Here is a 13,690-nt window from a genome sequence, read left to right as displayed (position 1 = left end):
CAGCTTTAACTGCATTGCATGATCACTGAGAAGGCGACGGCGCGCGACTCGGCGCGCAGGACCCCCGAGGCGCCGGCCGCACCGGTCACCCCGGCGGCCCGTGGTGGGCTCCAACTCCTCGTGCTGGCCCTCGGGTTCGTGATGGCCAGCCTGGACACCGGCATCATGAACGTCGCGGCACACGACCTGCGGGCCCGCCTCGGCCTGAGCATGGCCGGCCTGACCTGGGTCGTCGACGGCTATGTCCTCGCCTTCGCCGCGCTGCTGCTGCTCGCCGGCTCGCTGGCGAAGCGGTACGGCGCCCGCCGGATCTACCTCGTCGGGCTCGCCGCGTTCACCGCCGCGTCCCTGCTCGGCGCGGTGGCCCCGGACGGCACCGTCCTGGTGGCGGCCCGCTTCGCCCAGGGCGTCGGCGCCGCGCTGTTCATGCCCAGCTCGCTGTCGCTGCTGATGAACGCCTTCCCCGAACCGGCCCGCCGGGCCAGGATCCTCGGCGTCTGGTCGGCGATCGTCTCCACCTCCGTGGGGCTCGCCCCGACCATCGGCGGCCTCCTGGTGGGTACCCTGGGCTGGCGCTCCATCTTCCTGGTCAACCTCCCCATCGGCATCGCCGGGCTGCTGCTCACCCGCCGGGTGATCGCGGCGGTCCCGGCCCGCGGTTCGGCGCTCGGCGGCACCGGCCACGTCCTCGGGCTGCTCGCCCTCGGAGCGCTCAGCTACGCCCTCATCGAAGGACCGGACCAGGGCTGGACCGCGCCGCTCGTACTGGGCGCCCTCGCGCTCACCGTGGTCGCGGTGGCCGGCTTCGTCGTCCGGGAACGGACCGCCCGGACGCCGATCCTGCCGGTCGCGCTCTTCTCGGACAGCCGGTTCTCGGCGGCCAACGCGGTCGGCTTCCTCTTCAACTTCGCCTTCTACGGCGCCCTGTTCGTCCTGGGGCTGTTCCTCCAGACGGCCCGCGGCGCGAGCGCGGTGACCGCCGGACTCCAGATGCTCCCGGCCGTGCTGATCCTGCCGTTCGGCAACATGCTCTACGCCCGGATCGGGCACCGCCTCGGCAACCGGACCGCGCTCACCGCCTCCCTGGCCGTCTCCGCCGCCGGATATGTCGTGCTCTTCCTGATCGTCCGGCCCGGACTGCCGTACTGGGTCCTCGCGGTGGTCCTCGCCGTCACCAACATCGGCAGCGGCATCAGCTCCCCGGCGCTGACCGGCGTCCTGATGGAGGCCGCCGGCCACGAGCACGCCGACATCGGCAGCGCCACCCTCAACGCCAACCGCCAGATCGGCTCGCTGGTCGGCATCGCCGGGATGGGCGCGGTGCTCACCGCCGCCGGCGGCGGCCACCCGGGCGCCCAGGCCGCCTTCGCCCTCACCGCCGGAGCCCTGGCGGTGGCCGCGGTGACCGGCTGGCTGGGCGTACGCGGCCGGCGGTGACCGGACGCACGTCCCGCGGGCGGGCGGGCGCGTGCGGTGGCGGGCCCGGGGTACGCACCCGGCGTCCGCCGCCGCATACCCTTCCGGGGTGAGCGAGAACAGCACGTACGAGTGGGCAGCGGGCGCGGCGACCGGTATCGGGTCGATGCCCGGCGGGGACGCGCGGGAGGCGGCCAAGACCGTCACCGGATCGCTGGAGACCTTCCCGTATCTGCCGGAGCTCCCGGCGCGGGGCCCCGGCGCCGACATGATCGGCCGCACCCTGGGGATGCTCGTCGAGGTCTACGGCCATGTGGAGCCCAGCGGCTGGCGGATCAGCGACCGGCCCGGCCGGGACACCCGGCGGGCGCACTCCTGGCTCGGCGAGGACCTCGACGCCCTGGAGGAATTCACCCAGGGCTACCAGGGCCCGCTGAAGGTCTCCGCGGTCGGCCCCTGGACGCTGGCCACCGCCCTGGAGCTGCGCAACGGCGAGGCCGCCCTCAGCGACCCCGGCGCCTGCCGGGACCTCGCGGCGTCGCTGGCGGAGGGGCTGCGCGGCCACCTCGCGGACGTCCGGCGCCGGGTGCCCGGCGCCGAGGTCGTCCTCCAGCTCGACGAGCCCTCGCTGACCGCGGTGCTCCAGGGGCGGGTCAGGACGGCGAGCGGGTACCGGACGCACCGGGCCGTGGACCGGGCCGTGGTCGAGGGCGCGCTGCGCGATCTCGTGGCGGTGGCGCAGGGCGGGCCCGTGGTCGTCCACTCCTGTGCGCCCGAGGTGCCGTTCGGGCTGCTGCGGCGGGCCGGCGTCACGGGCATCTCGTTCGATTTCGCGCTGCTCACCGAGCGTGAGGAGGAGGCGATCGGGGAAGCCGTCGAGAGCGGTACGGCGCTGTTCGCGGGCGTGGTGCCGGGCGTGGACGGCCGATTGTCAGACCCTGCCGGTAGCGTCATGGGTGTCAGGACGCTCTGGCGCAGGCTGGGGCTGGCACCAGGGACTCTCAGCGAGTCCGTGGTCGTCACCCCGTCGTGCGGGCTCGCGGGTGCTTCGCCCGGATATGCCCGTTCGGTGCTCGCCCATTGCGTCCGGGCGGCGAGGTCGCTCGCAGACAACCCTGAGTGACCGCACTCAAGGACCACGGGAGGACAAGACGGTGGCTGGCGAACAGCACGCAGCGCAATCCAAGGTGCCCACAGCGGCGCGGGAGAAGCACGCGCAGCTCGCTGAGCAGATCGAGGAGCACCGCTTCCGCTATTACGTGAAGGACGCTCCGGTCATCAGCGACGCCGAGTTCGACCGGCTGCTGCGCTCCCTGGAAGCACTGGAGAACGAACACCCCGAGCTGCGCACCCCGGATTCCCCGACCCAGAAGGTCGCCGGTGCGTATGCGACGGAGTTCACCGAGGTCGAGCACCGCGAGCGGATGCTCTCGCTCGACAACGCCTTCGACCAGGAGGAGTTGGCGGCCTGGGCGGAGCGGCTCGCCGGCGAGCTGGGCGGCGCCCCCAAGGGCGCGGGCTACCACTTCCTGTGCGAGCTCAAGGTCGACGGCCTCGCCGTCAACCTCACCTACGAGCACGGCCGGCTGACCCGCGCCGCCACCCGCGGCGACGGCCGCACGGGCGAGGACATCACCCCCAATGTCCGGACGATCGCCGACATCCCCAACCGCCTGAAGGGTGACCGGATTCCGGCCCTGGTCGAGGTGCGCGGCGAGGTCTACTTCCCCATGGAGAAGTTCCTCCAGCTCAACGAGCGGCTGGTGGCCGACGGCAAGCCGCCGTTCGCCAACCCCCGTAACGCCGCGGCCGGTTCGCTGCGCCAGAAGGACCCCAAGATCACGGCCAGTCGCCCGCTGCACATGGTCGTCCACGGCCTCGGTGCCCGCGACGGCCTGGAGATCGACCGGCTCTCGGAGGCGTACGGCCTGCTCAAGGAGTGGGGCCTGCCGACGGCCACCCACAACAGGGTCGTCGACTCCCTCGAAGCGGTGCGGGAGTTCATCGCCCACTACGGCGACCCCGAGACCCGCCGCACGGCCGTGGAGCACGAGATCGACGGCGTGGTCGTCAAGCTGGACGAGATCCGCCTCCAGGGCCGGCTGGGCTCGACGTCCCGCGCCCCGCGCTGGGCGATCGCCTGGAAGTACCCCCCGGAGGAGGTCAACACCAAGCTGGTGGACATCCGGGTCGGCGTCGGCCGCACCGGCCGGGTCACGCCGTACGCCGTGGTCGAGCCGGTCACGGTCGCCGGGTCCGAGGTGGAGTTCGCGACCCTGCACAACCAGGACGTGGTCAAGGCCAAGGGCGTGCTGATCGGGGACACCGTCGTGATCCGCAAGGCCGGTGACGTCATCCCCGAGATCCTGGGCCCGGTGGTCGACCTGAGGGACGGCGCCGAGCGGGAGTTCGTGATGCCGGCCGAGTGCCCCGAGTGCGGCACGGCCCTGCAGCCCGCCAAGGAAGGCGACATCGACCTGCGGTGTCCCAACAACCGCTCCTGTCCCGCGCAGATCCGTGAGCGGCTGTTCTACCTCGCCGGCCGCAAATGCCTGGACATCGAGAATTTCGGCTATGTCGCGGCCACCGCGCTGAGCCAGCCGCTGGAGCCCGCCGAGGCGCCGCTGAAGGACGAGGGCGATCTGTTCGGCCTCTCCGTCGAGCAGCTGCTGCCCATCAAGTCGTACGTCCTCGACCCCGATTCGGGGCTGCCCAAGCGCGACCCGAAGACCGGCGAGGAGAAGGTCGTCACGTTCTTCGCCAACCAGAAGGGCGAGCCGAAGAAGAACACCCTCGCGATGCTGGAGAACATCCAGGCCGCCAAGGAGCGCCCGCTGGCCCGCATCCTGACCGGTCTGTCCATCCGGCACGTGGGGCCCGTGGCGGCCGAGGCGCTGGCGCGGGAGTTCCGCTCGATCGACCGCATCCGGGACGCGGACGAGGCCGAGCTGGCCGCCGTGGACGGCGTCGGGCCCACCATCGCCGCCTCGTTGAAGCAGTGGTTCGCCGAGGACTGGCACCGCGGGATCATCGAGAAGTGGCGAGCCGCCGGCGTCCGGATGGAGGAGGAGCAAACGGGTGAGGAGGGCCCGCGTCCCCTCGAAGGCGTCACCGTCGTCGTAACGGGCACACTTCAGTCACACACAAGAGATGGCGCGAAAGAGGCCCTCCAGAACCTCGGAGCGAAGGTGACCGGTTCCGTTTCGAAGAAGACCGGTTTCGTAGTGGTGGGCGACAACCCCGGTTCGAAGTACGACAAGGCGATGCAGTTGAAGGTCCCGGTACTGGACGATGACGGCTTCGCGGTGCTGCTGGAACAGGGTCCCGAGGCGGCACGAGCGGTAGCTGTCACTCCGCCTGAGGAGGAGTGAGGTGTCACCCCATCGGCGCATACCAGATTGATCCAGGATGCCGGGTCGCATTCGGGCAACCGTCGGCGATCGCTGCCCGCGGCGGCCTTCCGCGGCCTACTGTTGAGGAGTGCGCCTGCCGTGGCGCGGGCACAGCCGGCTGTGAGAGGGATCGGAATGAAACCGACCGACAGCGCCGCTCCGGCGTCGCGGCTCCGGCAGCTCGTCGTGCCCGCGTTGCCCGCGGCCATCGTCACCGTGGCGAGCCTCGCGCTCGCCACGGGCGTGTTCCGGACCCTGGGCGTAGGTGACGCGCTGTTCCCCGGGGGCTCGGTGGGATGGTCGCTGGCGATCCTGACCGGCGTCATCGTCGGCCACCTGGTCGCCCTCGGCCGCGACCGCTGGTGGGGCGGCACGGGCTCCGGTGCGGCGCTCGCCCTCGCCGTCCTGCTGCTCTACGGCTGGGTCCCGGCCACCCTCGTCAGCCTCTCCGTCGTCGTGCTGGTCGGCGCCGCCCGCCGGCACCGCTGGCGGCAGGCCGTGGTGCACGGCGCCGTCGACGTCCTCGGCATCGGCGCCGCGGCGCTCGGCCTCGCCGCGTTCGGCGTGGTCTCCACCGTCCGCCAGCCGTGGACCCCGCTCGCCTGGGACCTCTCCGTCCTCCCCGAAGTGGTCGTCACCGCGGGCGGCTATCTGTTCGTCAGCCGCGGCCTGCTGTGGCTCAGCCTCACCCCGCGCAGCGGCCAGCTCCCGGCCATCCCCCGCACCGCGGTCGTCCGCCAGGCCCTGGTCGGCATCGCCCTGCTCGGCATCGCCCCGCTGATCGCCGTCTGCGCGGTCAACGCCCCGCTGCTGCTGCCGCTGTTCGCGGTGCCGCTGATCGCGCTGGACTCCACCCTCTGGATAGCCCGGGCCCGGGCCGAGGAGCAGCTGCGCGACCCGCTCACCGGCCTGCCCAACCGCCAGTGGCTGCTGGAGCGCACCTGGACCGCGCTGGACGAGGCCGAGCGGATCGGCGCCCGCTCGGCCCTGGTCCTCATCGACCTGGACCGCTTCCGCTCCGTCAACGACACCCTCGGCCACCTCGCCGGCGACCGCCTGCTGCTGCAGATCGCCGACCGGCTGCGGCACGCCCTGCCGCGCGGCGCCGAGGCGGCCCGGCTCGGCGGCGACGAGTTCGCCGTCCTGCTGCCCACCACCGACTCCCTCACCAGCTCCCAGCGGGTGGCCCGCAACCTCGTCGCCGCCCTCAGTTCCCCGCTGGACCTCGACGGCCTGACCCTCGTGCTCGAAGCCAGCGCGGGGGTCGCCGTCTTTCCCGACCACGCCCTGGACGCCGAAGGGCTGCTGCGCCGCGCCGATGTGGCGATGTACCAGGCCAAGCGGGACCGCAGCGGCGTCGAGCTCTACGAGGCCAAGCGCGACGGCAACACCCCCGACCGGCTGGGCCTGCTGGGCGATCTGCGGCGCGCCCTGGACGCCGGCGACGTCGAGCTGCACTACCAGCCCAAGGTCGGATTCGACGGACATGTCGCCGGGCTGGAGGCACTGGTCCGCTGGGTGCACCCCGACCGCGGCCGGGTGCCCCCCGACGAGTTCATCGCTATCGCCGAGTCCTCCGGCCTGATGCCCCGGCTCACCGAGTACGTCCTCGAAACCGCGCTCGCCCAGGTGGCGCGCTGGCGCGCGATGGGCCTGGAGGTCCCGGTCGCCGTCAACGTCTCCCCCCGCGACGTGCACTCCCCGGGCTTCGCCGGCGCCGTCGCGGCCCGGCTCGCCCGACATCGCGTCCCACCGGGCGCCCTCCAACTGGAGATAACCGAGCACGTCCTGCTGGAGGATCCACAGCGGGCCGCCGACACGCTCGCCGGGCTCACCGCCCACGGCGTGAAGATGTCGCTGGACGACTTCGGCACCGGCTACTCCTCCCTCGTGCACCTCCGCCGCCTCCCGGTCAGCGAGCTGAAGATCGACCGCTCCTTCGTGGCCCGGCTGGCCGTCGACACGGAGGACGCCGAGATCGTCCGCTGCACCCTCGACCTGGCCCATTCGCTCGGCCTGCTGGTCGTCGCCGAGGGCGTGGAGGACGACGAGACCTGGGAACGGCTGCGCGACCTCGGTTGCGACGCCGTCCAGGGCTGGCTGGTGGCGGCCGCGATGCCGCCCGACGAGACCACGGCCTGGCTGAGGGCCCGCGGTGAGCACGGCTGGCACCGCGAATCGGAGACGGCCGCCCTGGCGGCGGAGAAGGCAGCCGAGCGCCCTTCGGGACAGGTCCTGAACTGACCCGGCCACCGGCCGTCCCGTGTCCCCGCTCCGAACCCAGCCCAGCCGAGAACACCAGCGAAGCCGAAACGGACAGCGAACCCGAAACGGACAGCGAACCCGAGAACGCCGCCGAAGCCGAGGCCGAGGCCGAAGCCGCCGGCGAAACCGAAGCCGACCGCGAAGCCGAAGCCGACCGCGAAACCGAAGCCGACGACAGCCGGGCCGAAGCCGCCGCCGAACCCGCAGAAAGCGGCGAACCGGAGGCCGACGGCGACCGGACCGACGGGCCCGATCAGGCCCCCGAGCCCCGCTGACCGGGGCGCGCCCGCCCGCCGGGCCGCGCCCCGGCGAAACGGTTTCGCGGCCGCTGACCCGTACGCCATAGGATTGGGCCGGAAAAAGTTCACCGGAGTGCTCGCCGAGATCACTCCACGGGGAACACTCCGCCCAGAACACTCCGCCAAGAACACCAGAGGATCTCTGCATGCCTGGCATCACGCGCGAGGAGGTCGCCCACCTCGCCCGGCTGGCACGTCTGGAGCTGCAGGACGAAGAGCTCGACCACTTCGCCACCCAGCTCGACGACATCATCGGCGCGGTCGCCCGCGTCTCCGAGGTCGCCGACCAAGACGTTCCGCCGACCTCCCACCCGCTGCCCCTGACCAACGTCATGCGGCCGGACGAGGTCCGTCCGTCGCTGACCCCCGAGCAGGCGCTCTCCGGCGCCCCGGCCCAGGAGCAGCAGCGTTTCAAGGTGCCGCAGATCCTGGGTGAGGAGTGACCGACATGGCCGACCTGATCAAGCTCAGCGCCGCCGAGATCGCGGACAAGATCGCCGCCGGCGAGCTCACCGCCGTCGAGGTGACCGAGGCCCACCTGGCCCGCATCGAGGCCGTCGACGAGAAGGTGCACGCCTTCCTCCACATCGACCGCGAGGGCGCGCTCGCGCAGGCCCGCGCCGTCGACGAGAAGCGGGCCCGCGGCGAGAAGCTCGGCCCGCTGGCCGGCGTCCCGCTCGCGCTCAAGGACATCTTCACCACCGAGGGCGTCCCGACCACCGTCGGTTCCAAGATCCTCGAAGGCTGGCTCCCGCCGTACGACGCCACGGTCACCAAGAAGCTCAAGGCCGCCGACGTCGTCATCCTCGGCAAGACCAACATGGACGAGTTCGCCATGGGGTCCTCCACCGAGAACAGCGCCTACGGCCCGACCGGCAACCCCTGGGACCTGACCAAGATCCCCGGCGGCTCCGGCGGCGGCTCCTCCGCCGCCCTCGCCTCCTTCGAGGCCCCGCTCGCCATCGGCACGGACACCGGCGGCTCCATCCGCCAGCCCGCCGCCGTCACCGGCACGGTCGGCGTCAAGCCCACCTACGGCGGCGTCTCCCGCTACGGCATGGTCGCCTTCTCGTCCTCCCTCGACCAGGGCGGGCCCTGCGCCCGTACGGTCCTGGACGCCGCGCTGCTCCACGAGGTGATCGCCGGGCACGACCCGATGGACTCCACCTCCATCGACGCCCCCGTCCCGCCCGTCGTTGAGGCGGCCCGCAACGGCAGCGTCGAGGGCATGCGGGTCGGCGTCGTCAAGCAGTTCCGCGGCGAGGGCTACCAGGCCGGCGTGCTGCAGCGCTTCGACGAGTCGGTCGCGCTGATGAAGGAGCTCGGCGCCGAGATCGTCGAGCTGGACTGCCCGTCCTTCGACCTCGCGCTCGCCGCGTACTACCTGATCGCGCCGTCCGAGTGCTCCTCCAACCTGGCCCGCTTCGACGCCATGCGCTACGGCCTGCGGGTCGGCGACGACGGCACGAAGTCCGCCGAGGACGTCACCGCCCTGACCCGCGAGGCCGGCTTCGGCCCCGAGGTCAAGCGCCGGATCATGCTCGGCACCTACGCGCTGAGCTCCGGCTACTACGACGCGTACTACGGCTCCGCCCAGAAGGTGCGGACGCTGATCACCCGCGACTTCGAGAAGGCCTTCGAGCAGGTCGACGTGATCGTCTCGCCGACGACGCCGACCACCGCCTTCCCGATCGGCGAGCGTGCCGACGACCCGATGGCGATGTACCTCGCCGACGTGTGCACGCTCCCCGTCAACCTGGCAGGCAACGCAGCCATGTCGCTGCCCTGCGGTCTGGCACCCGAGGACGGGCTGCCGGTGGGCCTGCAGATCGTCGCCCCCGCCATGAAGGACGACCGGCTCTACAAGGTCGGCGCCGCGGTCGAGGCCGCGTTCACCGCCAAGTGGGGTCATCCGCTGCTTGAGGAGGCACCGTCACTGTGAGTGGAAAGCTCGCCAAGGCCAAGGGCTTCAAGAAGTCCAAGCCCGGTACGTACCTGTCCATCGGCACCACGCTGTTCGGCGCGGTGAGCGTCGTCAAGCAGGCGAAGAAGGCGCGGGTGGAGCAGGACACGCTCCAGCTGGTCGACGCCGTCGTCTCCGCCGCCGCCATCGTCACCGGCGTCGCCCTGCTCATCCGCGAACTGCGCCGTCTGGGCGACGACGACGTCCTCGCGGACTGACCGGCGCCGGACCCTGAGAGGTTAGTTTCACCGTGACTGTCACCGACCTGGTGTCGTACGAGGACGCGCTGGCCGCCTACGACCCCGTCATGGGGCTCGAGGTCCACGTCGAACTCGGCACCAAGACCAAGATGTTCTGCGGGTGTTCCACCGCCCTCGGCGCCGACGCCAACGCGCAGACCTGCCCCACCTGCCTCGGCCTGCCCGGCTCGCTCCCGGTCGTCAACGCGACCGGTGTCGAGTCGGCGATCAAGATCGGTCTGGCGCTCAACTGCAAGATCGCGGACTGGTGCCGCTTCGCCCGGAAGAACTACTTCTATCCGGACATGCCGAAGAACTTCCAGACCTCCCAGTACGACGAGCCGATCGCCTTCGACGGCTACCTCGACGTACAGCTGGAGGACGGCGAGGTCTTCCGGGTGCACATCGAGCGCGCCCACATGGAGGAGGACACCGGCAAGTCGACGCACGTCGGCGGCGCCACCGGCCGCATCCACGGCGCCCGGCACTCCCTCCTGGACTACAACCGCGCCGGCATCCCGCTCATCGAGATCGTCACCAAGCCGATCGAAGGAGCGGGGTCGCGGGCTCCGGAAGTCGCCAAGGCGTACGTCGCCGAACTCCGCGAGCTCATCAAGGCGCTCGGCGTCTCCGAGGCCCGGATGGAGCAGGGCCAGATGCGCTGCGACGTGAACCTCTCGCTGCGCCCCAACGGCACCGAGAAGTTCGGTACGCGCTCGGAGACGAAGAACGTCAACTCGCTCCGGTCCGTCGAGCGCGCCTGCCGCTTCGAGATCCAGCGCCACGCGGCGGTGCTCTCCTCCGGTGGCACGATCGTCCAGGAGACCCGCCACTTCCATGAGGAGGACGGCTCCACGACGCCCGGCCGGATCAAGGAGGAGGCGGAGGACTACCGCTACTTCCCCGAGCCGGACCTGGTGCCGGTGGCCCCCTCCCGCGAGTGGGTCGAGGAACTGCGCGCGACCCTGCCCGAACTGCCGCGCCTGCGCCGCAACCGCCTCCGCGAGGAGTGGGGCGTCAGCGAGCACGACATGCAGTCGATCCTCAACGCGGGTGCGGTCGACCTGATCGTCGCCACCGTCGAGGCCGGTGCGGACGCCGCCGCGGCCCGTAAGTGGTGGATGGGCGAACTGGCCCGCCGCGCCAATGAGGACGGCATCGAGCTGGCCGCCCTGCCGATCACCCCCGAGCAGGTCGCCCGGGTCGCCGAGCTGGTCGCCAAGGGCGATCTGAACGACAAGCTGGCCCGTCAGGTCATCGAGGGCGTTCTCGCCGGCGAGGGCACCCCGGACGAGGTCGTCGAGAAGCGCGGCCTGAAGGTCGTCTCCGACGAGGGCGCCCTGGGCACCGCCGTCGACGAGGCGATCGCCGCCAACGCCGCCATCGCCGACAAGATCCGCGGCGGCAAGGTGGCCGCGGCCGGCGCCCTGGTCGGCGCGGTCATGAAGGCCACCCGCGGCCAGGCCGACGCGGCCCGCGTGCGCGAGCTGATCTTGGAGAAGCTGGGCGTCGAGGGCTGATCCCGGTTCCTTCCGGTTGCTTGGCCGAGCGGCCGTCCTCCTCCGGGAGGGCGGCCGCTTCGCGTACGACCGGCTGATGCGTAGAACGACCGGATGATGCGGGCGACCGGATGATGCGTACGGCCGGGTGACGCGGGCGACCGGATGATACGGGCGTGGAATGCCGGGCCCGGTCCGGACGCTGTGCAAGGGTACGGATCTTCATCCCCCAGCCAGAGTGGAGGAACGGGTGCCGGAGCAACGGGCGCAGGAGGAACGCGTGCAGCACGACAGTCTCACCGCACGGATCGGCCGGGTCGGCGTCTGGCACGGTGGACTCGGCCGGGAACCGGCGGCAACCGCCCGCCGGGCAGCCGCCGAGATCGAGCAACTCGGTTACGGTGCCCTGTGGTTCGGCGAAGGCCCCGCCACCAAGGAGGCGTTCAGCCACGCCGGACTCCTCCTCGCCGCCACCGAACGCCTCACCGTCGCCACCGGCATCGCCAACATCTGGGGCCGCGACGCCGCAGCGGCGAACGGCGCCGCACACACCCTCGCCGAGGCGTACGACGGCCGCTTCGTCCTCGGCCTCGGCGCCAGCCACGCCCCGATCGTCGGCCTCCGCGGCCATACCTACGCCAAGCCGCTGGCCGCGATGCGCGCGTACCTCGACGCGCTGGACCGCGCCCCCTACGAGGGCCCGATCACCGACCCCGCACCGCCCCGCGTCCTGGCGGCCCTCGGCCCCAAGATGCTCGAACTCGCCCGGGACCGCGCGGCCGGCGCCCACCCGTACTTCGTCCCCACGGAACACACCGCCCGCGCCCGCGAGACGCTCGGGCACGGCCCGCTGCTCGCCCCCGAACAGGCCGTCCTCCTGGAGACCGACCCTTCCCAGGCCCGTGCCCTGGCCCGCGAGCACCACACCCGCTTCTACCTGCAACTCCCCAACTACGTGGGCAACCTGCGCCGCTTCGGCTTCGACGACGCCGACTTCGCGGACGGCGGCAGCGACCGCCTGGTCGACGCGATCGTCGCCTGGGGCGACGTGGACACCGTCCGGCGCCGCGTCCAGGAACACCTCGACGCGGGCGCCGACCACGTCGCCATCCAGCCCGTGGCTGCCCACCGCGGCCTGGGCCTGGACCAGCTCCGGGAACTGGCCCCGGCGTTGCTGGCGGACTGACCGGCGCGGCCACGCGTCAGCGGGTTCGGGGCGCGACGACCGCCCCGCGGCCCATGAGGTGCAGCAGCCGCTTCTGCCGCGAGGCGCCCTGGGGCAGTACGCCGTCCGGGGCGCTGAAGAACCGGTGGGTCGTGTCGGCGGCGAGGGGTGACTCGGCCAGTCCCGCGTAGATCACTTCGAGTCGGCCGAGGATCCACGTGACCAGGCCGTCGTCGAGGGCCTCGTCGGCACCGATGGCCCGGGCGAGGTCCCAGGTGTGCACGGCGCTGTCCGTGAGCCGTACGGCCAGCGCCTGCCGCCCGGTCACCCGGCCCAGTGGATGGTCGAGGGACCGCTCCAACGCCCCGGGCCGCCCGAAGGCCGCCGCACACTCCCGAACGGACCGGACGTACGCGGCCGGCGGATGCTCACCCAGTGCGTCCACGTCCCGCATCCGCAGGAACTCCGCACTGCTGCCGCCGCCCAGCAATCGCACATAACTGAGGTTGCCCCGGACCATGTGGTTGGTCAGCGCCCGCACGTCCCACTCCACGCACGGAGTCGGCCAGGCCGAACCGCTAGACGAGCCCGTCGAAGGAATCGATATTCGTGTCGGTGTCGGTGTCGGTGTCGGTGTCGGTGTCGGCGTCGGTCATGGGCCGACATCCTGCCCGCGACGGTCCGGCGGGACCGGCGGATAACGGACGCCGAGCTCAGCCCACCACGCCGGCGACGAACGCAGCCCAGGCGTCGGCGCTGAGGGCGAGTATGGGGCCGTCGGGGTTCTTGGAGTCGCGGACGTGGACGGTGGCGTGGGGGGAGGCGGCGACCTCGATACAGGCTCCGCCCTGGTCGCTGCTGTAGCTGGACTTGCGCCAGTTGTAGGCGATCTCGACGCAGTTGCCACCTTCGCTGGCGCTGTAGCTGGACTTGAACCAGGCCAGGTCACCGGTTGCTGGGCTGCTCATGCCTCTCCCGCCAGTTGGTCGAGCAGGCTGATGCTGTCCTCCGGGGTCAGCGCCTGCGACCGCAGCATCCCATATTTGTATTGCAGCAGACTTACCTCATCGGGATCGTCCACGAGGAAGCTGACTCGCTGGCCCTCGATATAGCCCAGTTGTCCGTGGTCCGGCGTCTCCAGCAGGACGAGGGGCCCGTCCAGCCCCGCGTGCTTAGTCCGCGTTAACGGCATGATCTGGAATCCGAGGAACGGCAACTCCGCACACTGCCGCAGATTCCTGACCTGCTCCCGCAAGATCTCCGCGTCCCCAATGGGTCGGCGCAAGACCACTTCCTCCACGATGAAGTTCAGGACGGGCGGCGGGTCCCGCTCCAACAGCTGCTGCCGATCGAGCAGCGCGGAGAGTCGTTCGGCGGCTTCCGCTTCACTGATGGGCGGGAACAGGCACGAGAAGACGGCCCGGGCGTAGTTCTCGGTCTGCAACAGGCCCG

At 71.6% G+C, this 13,690-nt stretch carries 12 protein-coding genes; 9 read left to right on the top strand and 3 right to left on the bottom strand.

Features of this window, described 5'->3' with window-relative positions; translation table 11 throughout:
* Window positions 1–18: 18 nt before the first annotated feature.
* From ACGF4C_RS20635 to ACGF4C_RS20595, 9 genes are all read left to right on the top strand, one after another.
* Window positions 19–1,437, top strand: coding sequence for a DHA2 family efflux MFS transporter permease subunit (locus tag ACGF4C_RS20635; protein WP_393568090.1), 1,419 nt, complete (start codon window positions 19–21; stop codon window positions 1,435–1,437).
* Between the two features lie 88 nt (window positions 1,438–1,525).
* Window positions 1,526–2,539, top strand: a complete 1,014-nt coding sequence (locus ACGF4C_RS20630) for a methionine synthase (RefSeq protein WP_393568088.1) — start codon at window positions 1,526–1,528, stop codon at window positions 2,537–2,539.
* Between the two features lie 31 nt (window positions 2,540–2,570).
* Window positions 2,571–4,787: an NAD-dependent DNA ligase LigA gene (gene ligA / locus ACGF4C_RS20625; RefSeq protein WP_393568087.1), complete on the top strand. Its 2,217-nt coding sequence runs from the start codon at window positions 2,571–2,573 to the stop codon at window positions 4,785–4,787.
* 156 nt (window positions 4,788–4,943) lie between these two features.
* The gene (locus ACGF4C_RS20620; RefSeq protein WP_310723970.1) at window positions 4,944–7,052 is read left to right on the top strand and encodes a bifunctional diguanylate cyclase/phosphodiesterase; all 2,109 of its coding nucleotides are present in this window, start codon (window positions 4,944–4,946) and stop codon (window positions 7,050–7,052) included.
* Between the two features lie 466 nt (window positions 7,053–7,518).
* A complete protein-coding gene (gatC, locus tag ACGF4C_RS20615; RefSeq protein ID WP_030063999.1) occupies window positions 7,519–7,815 on the top strand; it encodes an Asp-tRNA(Asn)/Glu-tRNA(Gln) amidotransferase subunit GatC in 297 nt (98 codons plus the stop codon).
* A 5-nt stretch (window positions 7,816–7,820) separates the two neighbouring features.
* Entirely contained in the window at window positions 7,821–9,314 is a 1,494-nt protein-coding gene (gene gatA / locus ACGF4C_RS20610) for an Asp-tRNA(Asn)/Glu-tRNA(Gln) amidotransferase subunit GatA (RefSeq protein WP_393568084.1), read from the top strand.
* The gene (locus tag ACGF4C_RS20605; protein WP_030412837.1) at window positions 9,311–9,553 is read left to right on the top strand and encodes a hypothetical protein; all 243 of its coding nucleotides are present in this window, start codon (window positions 9,311–9,313) and stop codon (window positions 9,551–9,553) included. Before gatA ends, ACGF4C_RS20605 begins: the two co-directional genes overlap by 4 nt.
* Window positions 9,554–9,585: 32 nt before the next feature.
* Window positions 9,586–11,094, top strand: a complete 1,509-nt coding sequence (gene gatB, locus ACGF4C_RS20600; RefSeq protein ID WP_393568082.1) for an Asp-tRNA(Asn)/Glu-tRNA(Gln) amidotransferase subunit GatB — start codon at window positions 9,586–9,588, stop codon at window positions 11,092–11,094.
* Between the two features lie 259 nt (window positions 11,095–11,353).
* On the top strand, window positions 11,354–12,259 hold the full coding sequence (locus tag ACGF4C_RS20595) for an LLM class F420-dependent oxidoreductase (protein ID WP_393568080.1): 906 nt from the start codon (window positions 11,354–11,356) through the stop codon (window positions 12,257–12,259).
* 16 nt (window positions 12,260–12,275) lie between these two features.
* Here the strand turns inward: ACGF4C_RS20595 and ACGF4C_RS20590 are convergent, their stop codons facing one another.
* The 3 genes from ACGF4C_RS20590 to ACGF4C_RS20580 form a co-directional block, all read right to left on the bottom strand.
* Window positions 12,276–12,839, bottom strand: coding sequence for a TIGR03086 family metal-binding protein (locus ACGF4C_RS20590; protein WP_393568289.1), 564 nt, complete (start codon window positions 12,837–12,839; stop codon window positions 12,276–12,278).
* Window positions 12,840–12,951: 112 nt separating this feature from the next.
* A complete protein-coding gene (locus ACGF4C_RS20585; RefSeq protein ID WP_393568078.1) occupies window positions 12,952–13,206 on the bottom strand; it encodes a DUF397 domain-containing protein in 255 nt (84 codons plus the stop codon).
* Window positions 13,203–13,690: DUF5753 domain-containing protein (locus tag ACGF4C_RS20580; RefSeq protein WP_393568076.1), on the bottom strand; the 488-nt coding region annotated here is incomplete at its 5' end. The genes ACGF4C_RS20585 and ACGF4C_RS20580, both read right to left, overlap by 4 nt.

This window comes from Streptomyces sp. NPDC048197 (genome assembly GCF_043202395.1).
In the GTDB taxonomy this organism is placed as follows: domain Bacteria; phylum Actinomycetota; class Actinomycetes; order Streptomycetales; family Streptomycetaceae; genus Streptomyces; species Streptomyces siderophoricus.
Note: the sequence above shows the minus strand (reverse complement) of the source record. Positions and strands in the feature narration are given on the sequence as shown.

Bases quoted from the DNA above. Each gene is read 5' to 3' on its own strand.
- ACGF4C_RS20635 (WP_393568090.1), top strand. From the start codon at position 19: ATGATCACTGAGAAGGCGACGGCGCGCGACTCGGCGCGCAGGACCCCC.
- ACGF4C_RS20620 (WP_310723970.1), top strand. From the start codon at position 4,944: ATGAAACCGACCGACAGCGCCGCTCCGGCGTCGCGGCTCCGGCAGCTC.
- gatC (WP_030063999.1), top strand. From the start codon at position 7,519: ATGCCTGGCATCACGCGCGAGGAGGTCGCCCACCTCGCCCGGCTGGCA.
- gatA (WP_393568084.1), top strand. From the start codon at position 7,821: ATGGCCGACCTGATCAAGCTCAGCGCCGCCGAGATCGCGGACAAGATC.
- ACGF4C_RS20585 (WP_393568078.1), bottom strand. From the start codon at position 13,206: ATGAGCAGCCCAGCAACCGGTGACCTGGCCTGGTTCAAGTCCAGCTAC.